We start from the raw sequence: 15,763 nt of genomic DNA, 5'->3' as shown, positions 1-15,763 counted from the left end.
TAACGAATTTCACGTCCTCTGCCCGACAAGGCCCCTTCATGCACGACTACGTCAACTGGCTTCGCCACGCCTCGCCCTACATCAACGCCCACCGGGACTGCACCTTCGTGGTCATGCTGCCCGGCGAGGGCGTCATGCACGCCAACTTCGGCAATATCGTCCACGACCTGGTGCTGCTGCACAGCCTGGGCGTGCGCCTGATCCTGGTCCACGGTTCGCGCCCGCAGATCGAGACGCGCCTGGCCGCGCGCGGCATCACCCCGCGTTATCACCGCGACCTGCGCATCACCGATGGGCCGACCCTGGAGTGTGTGATCGACGCCGTGGGGCAATTGCGCATCGCCATCGAGGCGCGCCTGTCGATGGACATGGCGGCCTCGCCGATGCAGGGCTCGCGCCTGCGCGTGACCGGCGGCAACTTCGTCACCGCACGGCCCATCGGCGTACTCGATGGCGTCGACTACCACCACACCGGCGAAGTGCGCCGGGTCGACCGCAAGGGCATTGGCCGCCAGCTCGACGAGCGCAGCATCGTGCTGCTGTCGTCGCTGGGCTATTCGCCCACCGGGGAGATTTTCAACCTGGCCTGCGAGGACGTGGCGATGCGCGCGGCCATCGACCTGCAGGCCGACAAGCTGCTGCTGTTCAGCCCTGAACGCGGCCTGCTGGACGACGCCGGCAAGCTGGTGCGCGAGCTGCGCCCGCAGCAGGTGCCGCCCTACCTGGAGCGCCTCGGTGGCAGCTACCAGGCCGAACTGCTCGACGCGGCGGCCCAGGCTTGTCGGGGCGGGGTCAAGCGCAGCCACATCGTCAGCTATGCCGAGGATGGCGCGCTGCTCAATGAGCTGTTCACCCGCGACGGTGGCGGCACCATGGTCGACCAGGAACAGTTCGAGTCGCTGCGCGAGGCGACCATCGAAGACGTTGGCGGCCTGATCGACCTGATCACCCCGCTGGAGGACCAGGGCATCCTGGTGCGCCGCTCCCGCGAGGTGCTGGAGCGTGAAATCCAGCAATTCAGCGTCGTCGAGCGCGATGGCCTGATCATCGCCTGCGCGGCGTTGTATCGTATCGCCGATTCGGATGCCGGCGAGCTGGCCTGCCTGGCGGTCAATCCCGCATACCGCCATGGCGGGCGCGGCGACGAGTTGCTGGAGCGCATCGAGGAGCGGGCGCGGGCGCAGGGGCTGAAGACCCTGTTCGTGCTTACCACGCGCACCGCCCACTGGTTCCGCGAGCGTGGCTTCGAACCCAGTGGCGTCGAGCGCCTGCCGGCGGCGCGGGCCTCGCTGTACAACTTCCAGCGCAATTCGAAGATTTTCGAGAAGGCGATATGAGCAGCCGTATTGCCTGCGACCCATCTCCGATGCGAGGAGAGAGGCACAGGGCCGCTCGGGTCACTACCGGATTGGAGGACAGGTATGTCGGCTAAGCGCTCAGGGCACTATGTAATGGCCAATCCCCGCGTGCGCGCGCTGTTCGATGACATCCAGGCGAGCCGCGAGGCGGGCGCGATCAAGCCGGCGGCATCTGCTGGCCAGGCGACTGCGCTGAGTCGCCTGAGCAGCGAGCTGTTGCGCGAGGCGTTGAGTACGGACTGCCATTACTGCATCTGTGCGCAGGTCGCTGCGGCCCGCAAGAGACGCTAAGCCCCTGCGGCATGCAAGGCCGGGATGGTGATCGCCATGGCCAGCGAGGCCGCTGTCTGGCAATCGCTTGCCGGGTGCCGTTGGATAAGGCAGAGAGGATCAGGCCGTATGACGCTTGTGCTGGTCGAATTGCCCGTTGCCGTCGTCCCAGCCGGCTTCCCATGCAGCAGAGAGCACGTCGGCGCTGTAGGGCTGCTGGCGCAGGGGCTGGCCAGTGAGGCCGGCCATGTAGCCTTGCTGATAAGCCTTGGCCAGGCTATCCAGGCTCCAGTCGTGATCCTGAGTGTCGTCGTGCATCGCCATGGGCTTCGCCATGCGGGGTTTCCCAAAGGCTAGCCCTCCATGATGGGCTTGGCACGCCATTTGTCAGCGCTGAACGGTCATCAAGTCGGTTTTGTGATGGATTGCCCGAATTGGGCAATCCATGGGCCATCTCATTGATATCAAACGCTGATGCCGATGATCGAGGCCTGGTAGGCGGCGACGAAGGTGTCGAAGTCGCCCGGCTCTGCGCTCTCCAGCTCGACTTGCTCGGCCAGCGAGGTGCGCGCCAGTTGTTCGAAGCTTTCCTGCTGCTCGGCGGCGAGCGGTCGGCTGCGGAAGTCCTCGGCATGGGCGACGCTCTGGCGCAGGGCGAAATCGCGGAAGCTTTCGCCTTGCTGCAAGGCTTTCAGGACCTGGGCCGACGGGGTCAGGCTGGGGTCGTCGATCTTCGCCTGCTGCACCCGCAGGGCGCGGCGGTAGGCGTCACCGCCATGGGCCTGGTCCAGCAGTTCGGCGATAGGCGTGAACTGCGCGATCAGCTCGCTGGCCCACTCGGTCAGCGCAATCGGCTGGCCATTGCGTTGCAGTTGCAGGCCTGGACGGCGACCTTTCTTGACCGTGGTCAGGAAGTTGTCGGTGCTGGCGCTGCAGATCGAGTCCTTCAGCAGCGGGCTGTCCTGCAGGGCGCAGTAGAGGACGAACGCGTCGAGGAAACGCGCCTCGTCGATGTCGATGCCCAGTGGCAGGAACGGGTTGATATCCAGGCAGCGCACCTCGACGTACTGCACGCCACGGGCGATCAGGGCCTGGATCGGCCGCTCGCCGGAGTAGGTCACGCGCTTGGGGCGGATATTGGAGTAGTACTCGTTCTCGATCTGCAGCACGTTGGTGTTGAGCTGCACCCACTCGCCGTCACGCTTGGTGCCGACCGCCTCGTAGGGGGCGTAGGGCGTGGACACGGCCTTGCGCAGGCTCTCGGTGTAGCTGTCGAGGTCGTTGTAGCAGGGCGTCAGGCCGGCCTGGGCATTGTTCTGGTAGCCCAGGTCGCTCATGCGCAGGCTGGTGGCGTAGGGCAGGTACAGCGTGTGTTCGTCGAGTTGTTCGAGCTGGTGCGGGCGGCCACGCAGGAAGTTGATATCCAGCGCCGGCGAGGCGCCGAACAGGTACATCAGCAGCCAGCTGTAGCGGCGGAAATTGCGCAGCAGGCCGATGTAGTGCTCGGACTGATAGGCGCGCACGCTGCCACGATCGCCTTCATGCTCTTGCAGCAATGGCCAGACGGCCTCGGGCAGGGAGAAGTTGTAGTGGATGCCGGCGATGCATTGCATGGTCTTGCCGTAGCGCAGGGCCAGGCCCTGGCGGTAGACGTGCTTGAGGCGGCCGATGTTGGAGGTGCCGTAGTGGGCGATCGGGATGTCCGCCTCGTCTGGCAGCGGCCCCGGCATCGACGGGCTCCACAGGTATTCGCCGCGCAGTTTGCTGTAGGCGAAGCGGTGGATGCGGTCGAGTTCGTCGAGGGTCTTGGCCGGGTCTTCGGCGGTCGGTGTGATGAACTCCAGCAGCGCTTCGGAATAGTCCGTGGTGATCTGCGGGTTGGTCAGTGCCGAACCCAGTTCGCGTGGGTGATCGGTACCGGCCAGGGCGCCGTCTTCGGTCACGCGCAGGCATTCGCGTTCGATGCCATGCAGGCATTGGGTCAGTAACGGCAGGACGGCGCTTTCGCCGAGCAGGGCCAGGCGGCGGGAGAGAAGCTCGCTCAAGATTCTTGTTCCTATACTCGACAGTCGCCCCTACATGGGGGTGGATCGGTCATTCTGCAAGTCGGAATGCATGGGCTGGCGCTGTCGCCTTGCCGGACTTGGACCGCCGGCCATTTCACGCTGGGCGAAATGGCCGCGGGCCGAAGGAGGATGCGCCGATAGCCACTATCGACGCAATGCCCTCCCGGGGTGAGGCGACGTTCAGAGAACGGCGAAGGTCGCCTGGGCCATGGCGACGAGTTTGTCGCCCTGGTGGACCTGGGCTTCGAGCACGTGGACCTTGCGTCCGGCGTTGACCACCTTGGCCCGGCAGACGATATCGCCGTCGCTGACACCACGGATGTAGTTGATCTTGCATTCCAGGGTGACGCTGCCCGGCTCGCCGCCGAACAGGCTGTGGCTGGCCTGGCCGAGGGCCGTGTCTATCAGCGAGAACACCGCGCCGCCGTGCATCTTGCCGTGCAGGTTGAGCAGGTGCTCCTGCATGCTCATGTGGATCTCGGATTCGCCGCCCTCGGCCTTGTGGATGGACATGCCCAGCAGTTTGCTGAAGTTGCTGTCCTTGCCGGCTCTGGATGCACTGCTCATGGTCATTTCCTCAGTTGTTTGGCGTTGGCGAACAGCGAGGCCATGGCCGCGTTGGCGGGCGCCGGCTTGTCCTGGCTGGAGTGGCGTTCGGTGCGCGGCTGGTTGCCACGGTTCTGCCCGCCGCTGCGCTGGCCGCCACGTGGGCCTTCGGTTTTTTCGCCGGGGGTGTCGCTCATGCGCATGGACAGGCCGACGCGGTTGCGCGGGATGTCCACTTCCATGACCTTGACCTTGACGATGTCGCCAGCCTTGACCACTTCGTAGGGATCTTTCACGAACTTCTCGGAAAGTGCGGAGATGTGTACGAGGCCGTCCTGGTGCACGCCGATGTCGACGAAGGCGCCGAAGTTGGTCACGTTGGTCACCACGCCTTCCAGCACCATGCCCGGTTGCAGGTCTTTCAGGGTCTCGACGCCTTCCTGGAACTCGGCGGTCTTGAACTCGGGGCGCGGGTCGCGGCCGGGTTTGTCCAGTTCCTTGAGGATGTCGGTGACGGTCGGCAGGCCGAAATGCTCGTCGGTGAACTGCTTGGGATCGAGGCGCTTGAGGAAGCTCGAATCGCCGAGCAGTGAGCGGATGTCGCGGCCGGTGCCTTCGGCGATGCGCTGCACCAGCGGGTAGGCTTCCGGGTGCACGGCGGAGGCGTCGAGCGGGTTGTCGCCGTTCATCACGCGCAGGAAGCCGGCGGCCAGGACGTAGGTCTTCTCGCCCAGGCGCGGCACTTTCTTCAGGTCGGCGCGGGAGGCGAAGGCGCCGTTGGCGTCACGGTAGGCGACGATATTCTGCGCCAGGGTGCCGTTGAGGCCGGAAATCCGCGCCAACAGGGCGGACGAGGCGGTGTTGAGGTCAACGCCGACGGCGTTCACGCAGTCCTCGACCACGGCGTCCAGGCTGCGCGCCAGCTTGAGCTGGGACACGTCATGCTGGTATTGGCCGACGCCAATGGCCTTCGGTTCGATCTTCACCAGCTCGGCCAACGGGTCTTGCAGGCGGCGGGCGATGGACACCGCACCACGCAGCGACACGTCCATCTCGGGGAATTCCTTGGCCGCCAGTTCCGACGCCGAGTACACCGAGGCGCCGGCTTCGCTGACCATCACCTTGGTCAGTTTCAGGCCCGGTACGGCCTTGATCAGGTCGGCGGCCAGCTTGTCGGTCTCGCGGCTGGCGGTGCCGTTGCCGATGGAAATCAGGTCGACGCCATGCTTGGCGCACAACTTGGCCAGGATCGCCAAGGTGCCGTTCCAGTCGTTACGCGGCGCGTGCGGGTAGACGGTGGTGGTGTCGAGCACCTTGCCGGTGGCATCGACCACGGCGACCTTGCAGCCGGTGCGCAGACCCGGGTCGAGGGCCAGGGTGGCGCGTGGGCCGGCCGGGGCGGCGAGCAGCAGGTCGTGCAGGTTGCGGGCGAAGACGCTGATCGCCTCGTCCTCGGCCTTCTCGCGCAGTTCGCCGAGCAGGTCGGTTTCCAGGTGGGTGTAGAGCTTGACCTTCCAGGTCCAGCGCACCACTTCGCCCAGCCACTTGTCGGCGGCGCGGCCGCGTTGTTCGATGCCGAAGCGCTCGCCGATCATCACCTCGCACGGGTGCAGGGTGCCGGGCGCTTCGTCGCCGACCTTGAGGGTGCTGCCAAGGATACCTTCGTTACGCCCGCGGAAGATCGCCAGGGCGCGGTGCGACGGTACGCCCTTGAGTGCTTCGTCGTGTTCGAAGTAGTCGCTGAACTTGGCGCCTTCGGCCTCTTTGCCGGCGACCACGCGAGCACTCAAGGTGGCGTGGTCCTTGAGGAAGGTGCGCAGGCGTTCGAGCAGGGTGGCGTCTTCGGCGAAGCGCTCCATGAGGATGTACTTGGCGCCTTCGAGCACGGCCTTGACGTCGGCGAAGCCTTTCTCGGCGTCGATGAAACGCGCGGCTTCGGCTTCCGGTTCCAGGCCCGGGTCGTTGAACAGGCCGTCGGCCAGTTCGCCGAGGCCGGCTTCCAGGGCGATCTGGCCCTTGGTGCGGCGCTTCTGCTTATACGGCAGGTAAAGGTCTTCGAGGCGGGTCTTGGTGTCGGCCAGGTTGATCTCGCGGGTCAGTTCCGGGGTCAGCTTGCCCTGCTCCTCGATGCTGGCGAGGATCGCCGCGCGGCGCTCGTCCAGTTCGCGCAGGTAGCGCAGGCGCTCTTCCAGGTGACGCAACTGGGTATCGTCGAGGCTGCCGGTGACTTCCTTGCGGTAGCGGGCGATGAAGGGCACGGTGGAGCCTTCGTCGAGCAGGGCCACGGCGGCGGCGACCTGTTGCGGGAGAACACCGAGCTCTTCGGCGATACGCTTGTTAATGCTGTCCATACACCTACCTGAATCTTCTGCCTGGGGTACAAGGCCGACGGGTCCGGCCGCAAAGCGGCGCATTATAGCCACGTGTGCGCTGCGCTTCGCGCATCGATTGACGAGGCGTTCCAGATACGCGGCGAAAAATCTGTTAACAATGGCCGCAGCGGCCGGTCACAGCGTTGCGCCATAATGCCGCCCGTTCTTTCTCTAGGAGTCGCCATGACTACTGCCGCCGCGCCGGAAGGCGAAAAGATCCTGATCGTCGACGATGACCCTGGCCTGCGCCGCCTGCTGGAGCGCTTCCTCAGCGAGCAGGGCTACCGTGCGCGTGCGGTGGAAAACGTCGAGCAGATGGATCGCCTGCTGGCCCGCGAGCTGTTCCAGTTGCTGGTGCTCGACCTGATGCTGCCGGGCGAGGACGGCCTGTCCGCCTGCGGTCGCCTGCGTGCCGCCGGCAACCAGATGCCGATCATCATGCTCACCGCCAAGGGCGACGAAGCCAGCCGTATCTCCGGCTTGGAGGGCGGCGCCGACGATTACCTGGCCAAGCCGTTCAACCCGCGCGAGCTGCTGGCGCGGATCAAGGCGGTGTTGCGCCGCCAGGCGCCGCTGGTGCCCGGGGCGCCGGCCAGCGAGGAGGAGACAGTCACCTTCGGCGATTACGCACTGTCCCTGGCCACCCGTGAGCTCAAGCGTGGCGACGAAGTGCACATGCTCACCACCGGCGAGTTCGCGGTGCTCAAGGCGCTGGTCAAGCACGCCCGCGAGCCGCTGACCCGCGACAAGCTGATGAACCTGGCCCGTGGCCGCGAATGGGACGCCCTGGAGCGCTCCATCGACGTGCAGATTTCCCGCCTGCGCCGCCTGATCGAGCCGGACCCATCCAAGCCGCGCTATATCCAGACCGTCTGGGGCGTGGGCTATGTGTTCGTGCCGGACGGGAACAAATAACAGCCGATCCAGGAACGCTGAAGGCTGTTTCCGCTTATGGCGAAACAATTGGTTTTACGATTTTTGAGCGGCAGCTGTGAGGCAGGAGCGGACGTTTCGGTTCACCGTCATTCCCGCGAAGGCGGGAATCCAAATACCCCGGTTTTTCTGGATTCCCGCCTTCGCGGGAATGACGATTGACGGTAGACCGGGCGCTTGCAGGATGTCTGCCCCTGCCTCAATGCAGCCGGCCAATCTGAAACGCCAACAGCTTCTAGAGGCTAAAGGCCGAACGATGGTGCTTTTTCGTTCAGCCTCCAGCCTTCAGCGCTCTTACCCGGCTCCTTTCTTATGAAAACACCTGTCTGGTTCCCGCAAAGCTTCTTCGCCCGCACGCTCTGGCTGGTGCTGGTGGTGGTGCTGTTCTCCAAGGCGCTGACACTCGTCTATCTGATGATGAACGAGGACGTCATGGTCGACCGCCAATACAGCCATGGCGCGGCGCTGACCCTGCGAGCCTACTGGGCGGCCGACCCCGAGGACCGTGCGACCATCGCGGCCGCCGCGACCCTGGAACGGGTGCCAGGCAACCAGGTGCCGGCCAGCGAGCAGCACTGGCCTTATTCCGACATCTTCCAGCGCCAGATGCAGTCCGAGCTGGGCGAGGACACCGAGGTGCGCCTGCGCGTCGCCACGCCGCCCGCGTTGTGGGTGCGCGCGCCGAGCCTGGGTAACGATTGGCTGAAAGTGCCGCTCTATCCCTATCCGTTGCGTGGCCAGCGCATCTGGAGCGTACTCGGCTGGTTCCTCGGCATTGGCCTGCTGTCCACGGCGGCGGCCTGGATCTTCGTGCGCCAGCTCAACGCGCCGCTCAAGCGCCTGGTGTTCGCTGCCCGCCAACTCGGCAAGGGACGCAGTGTGCGCCTGCCGGTCAGCGACACGCCGAGCGAGATGACCGAGGTGTACAAGGCCTTCAACCAGATGGCCGAGGACGTCGAGCAGGGCGCGCGCGAGCGGGAGCTGATGCTTGCCGGCGTGTCGCACGATCTGCGCACGCCGCTGACGCGCTTGCGCCTGTCCCTGGAACTGCTCGACAGCGATTCGGAACTGACCGAGGACATGGTCCGCGACATCGAGGACATGGACGCCATCCTCGATCAGTTCATGGCGTTCATTCGCGATGGGCGTGACGAGAAGGTCGAAACCCTCGACCTGGGCAATCTGATTCGCGACGTGGTCGCGCCCTACAACCAGCACGGGGAAAAGGTTCGCCTGTGCCTCGAACCGGTGCCACCGTTCCCGCTACGCCGGGTGTCGATCAAGCGCCTGCTGACCAACCTGCTGGAAAACGCCCTGCGTTACGCCGGCCAGGGGGTCGAAGTCGCCGCCTATGTGGCTGGCGACAACACGGCGCCCTACGTGGTGCTCAGTGTGCTCGACCGTGGCCCGGGCATCGACCCTGCCGAGCAGGGCGAGCTGTTCAATCCGTTCATCCGTGGCGACAAGGCCCGTGGCGGCAAGGGCACCGGCCTGGGCCTGGCCATCGTCAAGCGCATCGCTTTCATGCACGGTGGCAGCGTCGACCTGCACAACCGTTCCGGCGGTGGCCTGGAGGCACGCATCTGCCTGCCGCTGGGGCTGATGTTGCCGAGGGATGCGGTTTAGCAGGCCGTTGAAAAACTACCTTCGTTGCCATCGCCGCGTTAAAAACAGGCTCAAAATGCTCATTTACAGCTCGTAAACTCCGCTTTTTCGCCTGTTTTTGCCTTGCGCTGGCTGCCTCGCCTACGTTTTTCAACGGCCTGTTAGCCCACGCGGCGCGCAATGGCCTGGCGGCCTCGTTCACGCCCAGCTCAACTGCCCATCCGTCAACTGCCCGCGTTTGCCATACGGCCAGGCATGGTTGTCGGCGCCGTGGCCGCAGGGCAGATCGACGTACAGAGGTACGCCCAACGGCTCCAGGTACTCGCTGACGATTTCTTCCAGGCTGTGGGCGACGTTGCGCCGGGGGCAGTTGCTGAAGGTGCCCAGGCAGACCGCGCCAAGGCTGGCGGCATCGATGCTGTGCAGCAGTTGCCACAGGCTGCGCTCGATTCGGTAATAGGGCTCGCCGACGTCTTCGAGGATCAGGATCGAGCCAGGGGGCGCGTAGAGTTGGCCGAGGGTGCCGCTGGCACTGGCGAGGGCGGTGAGGTTGCCGCCGATCAGCTCGCCTTCGACCGGTTTGGCGTGGCCGCTCAGATGACGAGCCGGCAGGCTGCCGTGGCGGCCATTGAGCAAGTCGCGCAAGGACGCCATCGAGGCCAGGCGCTGCTTCTGCTCGCGAGGTTCGGCGAGCACGTTCAGGCCCAGCTCGCTGGCCAGCGAACCATGGATGGCGGGCAGGCCGCGCTGGTGGAAGGCGCTGAGCAGCACCGAGATATCCGAGAAACCGATCAGGGGGCGTGGGCTGGCCGAGGCCAGCAGGTTCCAGTCGATATACGGCAGCAGTTGCGCGCTGCCGTAGCCGCCACGCAGGCACCAGACCGCGCTGATGTCCGGCAGGCCGAAGGCTTCATGCAGATCCTCCAGGCGCTGCCCGACGGTGCCGGCCAGGTAGCGGTGGCGCGACGCCGTGTGGCGCCCGAGGTGATAATCCACGCCCTGTATGTCGAGCTGGGCGAGGGTGGCTTCGAACACATCGTCGGCGATCGACGAGGCGGGGGCGATCAGGGCCAGGCGGCCGGGAAACGTGGTGTTCATCCTTTGCCTTTGGTGCGGGTCAGGCCGTGTTCGGCGTTTTTTTCCAGGTATTCGATGATCAGTCCGGCGACGTTCTTGCCGGTGGTGATTTCGATGCCTTCCAGGCCGGGCGAGGAGTTGACCTCCATCACCAGCGGCCCATGGTTGGAGCGCAGGATATCCACACCGGCCACCGACAGGCCCATGACCTTGGCGGCTCGGATCGCGGTCATGCGCTCTTCCGGGGTGATCTTGATCAGGCTGGCGGTGCCGCCGCGATGCAGGTTGGAGCGGAATTCGCCGGGCTTGGCCTGGCGCTTCATCGCCGCGATGACCTTGTCGCCGACCACGAAGCAGCGGATGTCGGCGCCGCCGGCTTCGGCGATGTACTCCTGGACCATGATGTCCTGCTTCAGGCCCATGAAGGCTTCGACCACCGACTCGGCGGCTTTCTCCGTTTCACACAGCACCACGCCGATGCCCTGGGTGCCTTCCAGCACCTTGATCACCAGCGGCGCGCCGCCGACCATGCGGATCAGGTCCGGTACGTCGTCAGGCGAGTGGGCGAAGCCGGTGACCGGCAAGCCGATGCCCTTGCGCGACAGCAGTTGCAGGGAGCGCAGCTTGTCGCGTGAGCGGCTGATGGCCACCGATTCGTTGAGCGGGAACACGCCCATCATTTCGAACTGGCGCAGCACGGCGCAGCCATAGAAGGTCACCGAGGCGCCGATCCGCGGGATCACCGCGTCGAAGCCCTCCAGCGGCTGGCCCCGGTAGTGAATCTGCGGTTTGTGGCTGGCGATGTTCATGTACGCGCGCAGGGTATCGATTACCTGCATCTGATGGCCGCGTTGCTCTCCGGCTTCGACCAGGCGGCGGGTCGAATACAGGCGAGGGTTACGCGACAGGATGGCGATCTTCATTGGGCACCGGAATGGAAGGAAGCAAGGGGCGGTCTTGCACATAGGTCTGCGCCGGATTGACCACCAGTTGGGCGTCGATCAGCGCGCGCGAGCCGAGCAGAACCCGGTAGCGCATGGTCTTGCGGCTGGCCAGGGTGAACTCCACTGGCCAGGTTCGATCACCCAGGGCGACCGGGGTCTGGATCACGTAGCGGCTCTGGGCATGGCCGTTGGAACTCTTGATCAGCTTGACCGCCACCACCGGCGCTTCGCAGCGATGGCGGCGCTGCACCTGGGTGCCGATGAATGCGTCGAAGCGCACCCAGCGCTCGCCGTCGCGTTCGAACTCGCTGATGTTGCTGGCATGCAGGGCCGAGGTACTGGCGCCGGTGTCGATCTTGGCGCGCAGGCCGACCATGCCCAGCTCCGGCAGGTTGATCCACTCGCGCAGGCCGATCACGGAAAGGTGGTCGAAAGTCTTCAAAGGCAAGCTTCCCGTTGGGCGCTGGTCTATTGGTTGGGCATTCTAGTTGTGCTCTATGACAACTGCATCAGGCAAGATTCACCCATCTGCAACGGAGGTGAAATGAGCGACAAAGACGACAGCAAGCCGCGCCTGGACAAATGGCTGTGGGCGGCGCGGTTCTACAAGACACGCAATCTGGCCAAGGAGGCCATAGAAGGTGGCAAGGTGCATTGCCGGGGTGAGCGTTGCAAGCCGAGCAAGGAACCGAAGGTTGGCGACGAACTGGTGATCCGCGCGGGTTTTGATGAGCGCACGGTGATCGTCGAGGCGATTTCCGTGGTCCGTCGCGGAGCGCCTGAGGCGCAGTTGCTCTATCGCGAGACGGAGGAAAGTATCGAACGTCGTGAGCAGGCTGCCAGCGAGCGCAAGGCTGGAACGCTCGGCGTGCAGACCGATGGACGGCCGAGCAAGAAGCAGCGTCGCGAACTCGTACGCTTTCGGGGGGATCGGGGTGGATAGACGAGCCTCAGGCAAAAGCGCATGAGGCGGGTCTGCCCTTGGGGCTTATCGCTGCTTGATCACCTGCATCCGACCGATCAATGGCAGGCGCTGGAGTGGGCCTAAGAGTGGCCGGGCGATGAGTTCGAAGCCGGCGGCGATCCTTCCCGCCAGTGGTGTGTTGTAGCCCCAGGCGTAGCTGAGCAGGGCGATCGGCAGGCCGCCGACCATCACGTCGACCAGCCAGTGAGCGCCGGTGAACAGGCGCGGCAGGATGAAGAAACCCACCAAGGCGACGCTCGCGTAGCGCTTCCAGCCACGGCAGAACGGGGCGACGAACAGGCCCCAGATCATCAGCACCGACGCGTGGTCGCCGGGGAAGCTGCGACTGGAACGGTCCTTCAGTTCGAACACCCGTTCCAGCCCTGGGAAGTAATCGCTCAGATGGACCGCGCCCGGCACCTGGACCGACGGGCTGGCATGTTGCCAGCCGAAGTGGTGGGCGAGCTTGGTGAAGATCACCCGCAGCACCAGCAGGATCGCCAGCAGGGCGACGAAGTGGAACAAGGCCGGCCGCACCTCGCGTTCGTCGAATACCCAATCCGAATGAATCAACAGGGTCAGCATCAGGATGCCGACCAGCGCGTCGCATACGCGGATGCTGGTCAGCGCCCACAGCCAGTCCCAGGCTGCGTTATGGTTCAGCGAGCCGTTGAAGGTGTGGAACAGCCACAGGTTGGCCTGGTTCCATAGCGCGTGGGTAGCCGGCAACTGCCAACTGACGAGCAGGGCGATGGCGAGCAGGTTCATGCCGATCAGGGCCGGCCATCGCCAGGTGGCTTGGATGCGCATAGAATCTCTCCTCATTCCTTCTTAGAACCTGCCCACGATCTCTAGCTCGCGAGATCGTGAATCAATGTATGGCGACGGCCTTATAAAGATATGTCGTCATTTTGTCACCTTCCTGATACCTGGCTGCCTCATGTACGAAATCGATAACACCCAGCGCTTCCTGTTCGACGACACCGATGTTCGCGGCGAACTGGTCAGCCTTCACGAAAGCTACCAGCACGTGCTGGCCAAGCATCCCTACCCGCAACCCGTGGCCCAGTTGCTCGGCGAGGTGCTCGCCGCCGCCGCGCTGCTGGTCGGCACGCTGAAGTTCGATGGACTGCTGGTGCTGCAGGTTCGTTCCTCCGGCCCGGTGTCGTTGCTGATGATCGAATGCTCCAGCGAGCGCGAAGTGCGTGGCATCGCCCGCTACGATGGCGAGCGCATCGCGGCGGACGCGAGCATGCGCGACCTGATCCCCGATGGTGTGCTGGCGCTGACCGTCGATCCGAAGCGCGGTCAGCGCTACCAGGGCATCGTCGACCTGGAGGGCGAGACCTTCGCCGAGTGCCTGTCCGCCTACTTCGCCACTTCCGAACAATTGGCTACCCGTTTCTGGCTGCACGCCGACGGCCAGCGCGCCCGTGGTTTCCTGCTCCAGCAACTGCCGGTCGACCGCCAGCGCGAGGCCGAGGACCGGCAGATCGCCTGGGAGCATGTGCTGACCCTGGCCAACACCCTGACCGCCGAGGAATTGCTGGCGCTGGACAACGCCACTGTGCTGCACAGGCTCTACCACGAAGATCCCGTGCGCCTGTTCGAGCCGCTGCCGCTGCGCTTCCATTGCAGTTGCTCGCGTGAACGATCGGCGCGGGCGCTGGTCAGTCTAGGGCACGCGGATGCGCGCCAACTGCTCGAAGAGCAGGGCGGCAGCCTGGAGATCGACTGCCAGTTCTGCAACGAGCGCTACTTGTTCGATGCGGCCGACGTGGACCAGCTTTTCGCAGGAGGCGGTAGCCAGAACCCGTCAGAAACCCGGCATTGATCATAGTTTTTTTCTATTGATCGCTGCGGTAATCGGGAGACTGCCCAAAACCTGTACTTTTCTGGCATACTCCCGCGACTTTTTTATCGCTGTAGTTGTAAGTCGCTTTCACTACGCAGTTTGAAGACTCGGCCAAGGAGCCGATGGGGAACCTCATGACGCAAGCCAATACCGCCGTTTATACCGATGTCAGCGCTGCCCAGTTGGTCGAAGAAGCCCTCCGCCGCGGCGAAGGCGAGCTGGCCGCCAACGGCTCTCTGGTCGTTCGCACTGGTCATCGGACTGGTCGTTCCCCGGTTGACCGCTTCATCGTCCAGGAACCGAGCACCGACTCGAAGATTTCCTGGGGCGCGATCAACCGCCCGTTCCCGGCCGACAAGTTCGATGCCCTGTGGGACCGCGTAGAAGCGTTCAACAACGCCCAGAGCCACTTCGTTTCCCACGTGCATGTAGGCTCGGCCGAGGCCCACTACCTGCCGGTCAAGATGACCACCGGCACTGCCTGGCAGAACCTGTTCGGTCGCCAGCTGTTCATCAACCCGCCAACCTACAACCCGGCCGGCAAGGGTGAGTGGCAGGTGCTCAACGTCGCCAACTTCGAGTGCGTGCCCGAGCGTGACGGCACCCATTCCGATGGCTGCGTGATCATCAACTTCGCGGCCCGCAAAGTCCTGATCGCCGGCATGCGCTACGCCGGCGAAATGAAGAAAGCCATGTTCTCCGTGCAGAACTTCCTGCTGCCGGACGCCGACGTGCTGCCGATGCACTGTGCCGCCAACATCGGCGAAGAGGGCGACGTGACCCTGTTCTTCGGCCTGTCCGGTACCGGCAAGACCACCCTGTCCGCCGACCCGAGCCGTTACCTGATCGGTGACGACGAGCACGGCTGGGGCGTGGGCGTGGTGTTCAACATCGAAGGCGGTTGCTATGCCAAGTGCATCGACCTGTCCGAGAAGAACGAGCCGGTGATCTGGAACGCCATCCAGTTCGGTGCCGTGCTGGAAAACGTCGTGCTCGACGAGAACCGCGTGCCGAACTACGCCGACGACAGCCTGACCCAGAACAGCCGCGCGGCCTACCCTCTGGAACTGGTCGAGAAGCGCAGCGAGAATAACCTCGGCGGCGAGCCGAATGCCGTGATCTTCCTGACCTGCGACCTGACCGGCGTACTGCCGCCGGTGTCGATCCTCAATGAAGAACAGGCCGCCTACCACTTCCTCTCCGGTTACACCGCGCTGGTCGGTTCCACCGAGATGGGCTCCGGCAGCGGTATCAAGTCGACCTTCTCCACCTGCTTCGGTGCACCGTTCTTCCCGCGCCCGGCTGGCGAATACGCCGAGCTGCTGATCAAGCGCATTCGTGGCTTCGGTTCCAAGGTCTACCTGGTCAACACCGGCTGGACCGGTGGTGGCTACGGTGTTGGCAAGCGTTTCAACATCCCGACCACCCGTGGCGTGATCGCTGCCATCCAGAGCGGCGCCCTGGCCGGTGCCGAAACCGAGCAACTGCCGATCATCAACCTGAGCGTGCCGAAGTCGGTACCGGGCGTCGAAACCAACCTGCTCAACCCGCGTAATACCTGGGCTGACCAGGCTGCCTACGACGAGGCTGCCAAAGGCCTGGCCAAGCTGTTCGTGGAGAACTTCAAGAAGTTCGACGTTTCCGACGCCATCCGCAACGCCGGCCCACAGCTGTAAGCGCTGTTCGGTCCAACAAAAAACCGCCTTCGGGCGGTTTTTTTGTGGGTGGAATACGGCAGTGATAAGTGCTGGATCAGCGGTCCAGTTGCTTCAG

General features: G+C 64.5%; 15 protein-coding genes. 7 read left to right on the top strand and 8 right to left on the bottom strand.

Translation table 11 applies throughout. From position 1 onward, the window contains the following. Positions 1 to 38 precede the first annotated feature (38 nt). The gene (gene argA, locus ACSZPK_RS00255) at positions 39 to 1,337 is read left to right on the top strand and encodes an amino-acid N-acetyltransferase (protein ID WP_437879399.1); all 1,299 of its coding nucleotides are present in this window, start codon (positions 39 to 41) and stop codon (positions 1,335 to 1,337) included. A gap of 114 nt (positions 1,338 to 1,451) precedes the next feature. Continuing rightward, entirely contained in the window at positions 1,452 to 1,649 is a 198-nt protein-coding gene (locus tag ACSZPK_RS00250; RefSeq protein ID WP_437879398.1) for a hypothetical protein, read from the top strand. A 99-nt stretch (positions 1,650 to 1,748) separates the two neighbouring features. Here ACSZPK_RS00250 and rmf read toward each other — a convergent pair whose 3' ends face one another. The 4 genes from rmf to ACSZPK_RS00230 form a co-directional block, all read right to left on the bottom strand. Then, positions 1,749 to 1,964 (bottom strand): ribosome modulation factor, encoded by a 216-nt coding sequence (rmf, locus tag ACSZPK_RS00245; protein ID WP_437879397.1) that lies wholly within the window; start codon positions 1,962 to 1,964, stop codon positions 1,749 to 1,751. 128 nt (positions 1,965 to 2,092) lie between these two features. After that, positions 2,093 to 3,673, bottom strand: a complete 1,581-nt coding sequence (gene gshA, locus ACSZPK_RS00240) for a glutamate--cysteine ligase (protein WP_437879396.1) — start codon at positions 3,671 to 3,673, stop codon at positions 2,093 to 2,095. Positions 3,674 to 3,874: 201 nt separating this feature from the next. Beyond that, the gene (locus ACSZPK_RS00235; protein WP_437879395.1) at positions 3,875 to 4,261 is read right to left on the bottom strand and encodes a PaaI family thioesterase; all 387 of its coding nucleotides are present in this window, start codon (positions 4,259 to 4,261) and stop codon (positions 3,875 to 3,877) included. Positions 4,262 to 4,263: 2 nt separating this feature from the next. Then, positions 4,264 to 6,591: a Tex family protein gene (locus ACSZPK_RS00230; protein ID WP_437879394.1), complete on the bottom strand. Its 2,328-nt coding sequence runs from the start codon at positions 6,589 to 6,591 to the stop codon at positions 4,264 to 4,266. A gap of 204 nt (positions 6,592 to 6,795) precedes the next feature. On the opposite strand from ACSZPK_RS00230, the gene ompR reads away from it, so the two are divergent. Then, positions 6,796 to 7,527, top strand: coding sequence for an osmolarity response regulator transcription factor OmpR (ompR, locus tag ACSZPK_RS00225; RefSeq protein ID WP_437879393.1), 732 nt, complete (start codon positions 6,796 to 6,798; stop codon positions 7,525 to 7,527). A 330-nt stretch (positions 7,528 to 7,857) separates the two neighbouring features. Next, entirely contained in the window at positions 7,858 to 9,171 is a 1,314-nt protein-coding gene (locus tag ACSZPK_RS00220; RefSeq protein WP_437879392.1) for an ATP-binding protein, read from the top strand. Positions 9,172 to 9,348: 177 nt separating this feature from the next. Here ACSZPK_RS00220 and ACSZPK_RS00215 read toward each other — a convergent pair whose 3' ends face one another. From ACSZPK_RS00215 to ACSZPK_RS00205, 3 genes are read right to left on the bottom strand one after another with little or no spacing between them, the layout of a single operon-like run. Next, positions 9,349 to 10,248 carry a S66 peptidase family protein gene (locus tag ACSZPK_RS00215; protein ID WP_437879391.1) on the bottom strand — a complete coding sequence of 300 codons (900 nt, stop codon included), beginning with the start codon at positions 10,246 to 10,248 and terminating at the stop codon, positions 9,349 to 9,351. Then, positions 10,245 to 11,150 (bottom strand): 30S ribosomal protein S6--L-glutamate ligase, encoded by a 906-nt coding sequence (gene rimK, locus ACSZPK_RS00210; protein ID WP_437879390.1) that lies wholly within the window; start codon positions 11,148 to 11,150, stop codon positions 10,245 to 10,247. The genes ACSZPK_RS00215 and rimK overlap by 4 nt, the downstream gene beginning before the upstream one ends. Then, complete coding sequence (locus ACSZPK_RS00205; protein ID WP_437880247.1) at positions 11,125 to 11,580, bottom strand: ATP-dependent zinc protease family protein; 456 nt, start codon at positions 11,578 to 11,580, stop codon at positions 11,125 to 11,127. Before ACSZPK_RS00205 ends, rimK begins: the two co-directional genes overlap by 26 nt. A 135-nt stretch (positions 11,581 to 11,715) precedes the next feature. Between ACSZPK_RS00205 and ACSZPK_RS00200 the strand changes: the two genes are divergently transcribed. Beyond that, positions 11,716 to 12,114, top strand: a complete 399-nt coding sequence (locus tag ACSZPK_RS00200) for an RNA-binding S4 domain-containing protein (protein ID WP_437879389.1) — start codon at positions 11,716 to 11,718, stop codon at positions 12,112 to 12,114. A gap of 45 nt (positions 12,115 to 12,159) precedes the next feature. Here ACSZPK_RS00200 and ACSZPK_RS00195 read toward each other — a convergent pair whose 3' ends face one another. After that, complete coding sequence (locus ACSZPK_RS00195; RefSeq protein ID WP_437879388.1) at positions 12,160 to 12,945, bottom strand: phosphatase PAP2 family protein; 786 nt, start codon at positions 12,943 to 12,945, stop codon at positions 12,160 to 12,162. 130 nt (positions 12,946 to 13,075) lie between these two features. On the opposite strand from ACSZPK_RS00195, the gene hslO reads away from it, so the two are divergent. Both hslO and ACSZPK_RS00185 read left to right on the top strand, forming a co-directional pair. Beyond that, positions 13,076 to 13,969, top strand: a complete 894-nt coding sequence (hslO, locus tag ACSZPK_RS00190; RefSeq protein WP_437879387.1) for an Hsp33 family molecular chaperone HslO — start codon at positions 13,076 to 13,078, stop codon at positions 13,967 to 13,969. Between the two features lie 155 nt (positions 13,970 to 14,124). Then, a complete protein-coding gene (locus tag ACSZPK_RS00185) occupies positions 14,125 to 15,666 on the top strand; it encodes a phosphoenolpyruvate carboxykinase (RefSeq protein ID WP_437879386.1) in 1,542 nt (513 codons plus the stop codon). Positions 15,667 to 15,763: the final 97 nt, after the last annotated feature.

Source organism: Pseudomonas sp. LRF_L74, from assembly GCF_965644255.1.
Taxonomy (GTDB): domain Bacteria; phylum Pseudomonadota; class Gammaproteobacteria; order Pseudomonadales; family Pseudomonadaceae; genus Aquipseudomonas.
Note: the sequence above shows the minus strand (reverse complement) of the source record. Positions and strands in the feature narration are given on the sequence as shown.

What these genes read in the sequence shown, in the direction of transcription:
- argA (WP_437879399.1), top strand. Translation starts at nt 39, where the DNA reads ATGCACGACTACGTCAACTGGCTTCGCCACGCCTCGCCCTACATCAAC.
- ACSZPK_RS00250 (WP_437879398.1), top strand. Translation starts at nt 1,452, where the DNA reads ATGGCCAATCCCCGCGTGCGCGCGCTGTTCGATGACATCCAGGCGAGC.
- rmf (WP_437879397.1), bottom strand. Translation starts at nt 1,964, where the DNA reads ATGGCGAAGCCCATGGCGATGCACGACGACACTCAGGATCACGACTGG.
- ACSZPK_RS00235 (WP_437879395.1), bottom strand. Translation starts at nt 4,261, where the DNA reads ATGAGCAGTGCATCCAGAGCCGGCAAGGACAGCAACTTCAGCAAACTG.
- ACSZPK_RS00230 (WP_437879394.1), bottom strand. Translation starts at nt 6,591, where the DNA reads ATGGACAGCATTAACAAGCGTATCGCCGAAGAGCTCGGTGTTCTCCCG.
- ompR (WP_437879393.1), top strand. Translation starts at nt 6,796, where the DNA reads ATGACTACTGCCGCCGCGCCGGAAGGCGAAAAGATCCTGATCGTCGAC.
- ACSZPK_RS00220 (WP_437879392.1), top strand. Translation starts at nt 7,858, where the DNA reads ATGAAAACACCTGTCTGGTTCCCGCAAAGCTTCTTCGCCCGCACGCTC.
- ACSZPK_RS00215 (WP_437879391.1), bottom strand. Translation starts at nt 10,248, where the DNA reads ATGAACACCACGTTTCCCGGCCGCCTGGCCCTGATCGCCCCCGCCTCG.
- rimK (WP_437879390.1), bottom strand. Translation starts at nt 11,150, where the DNA reads ATGAAGATCGCCATCCTGTCGCGTAACCCTCGCCTGTATTCGACCCGC.
- ACSZPK_RS00200 (WP_437879389.1), top strand. Translation starts at nt 11,716, where the DNA reads ATGAGCGACAAAGACGACAGCAAGCCGCGCCTGGACAAATGGCTGTGG.
- ACSZPK_RS00195 (WP_437879388.1), bottom strand. Translation starts at nt 12,945, where the DNA reads ATGCGCATCCAAGCCACCTGGCGATGGCCGGCCCTGATCGGCATGAAC.
- hslO (WP_437879387.1), top strand. Translation starts at nt 13,076, where the DNA reads ATGTACGAAATCGATAACACCCAGCGCTTCCTGTTCGACGACACCGAT.
- ACSZPK_RS00185 (WP_437879386.1), top strand. Translation starts at nt 14,125, where the DNA reads ATGACGCAAGCCAATACCGCCGTTTATACCGATGTCAGCGCTGCCCAG.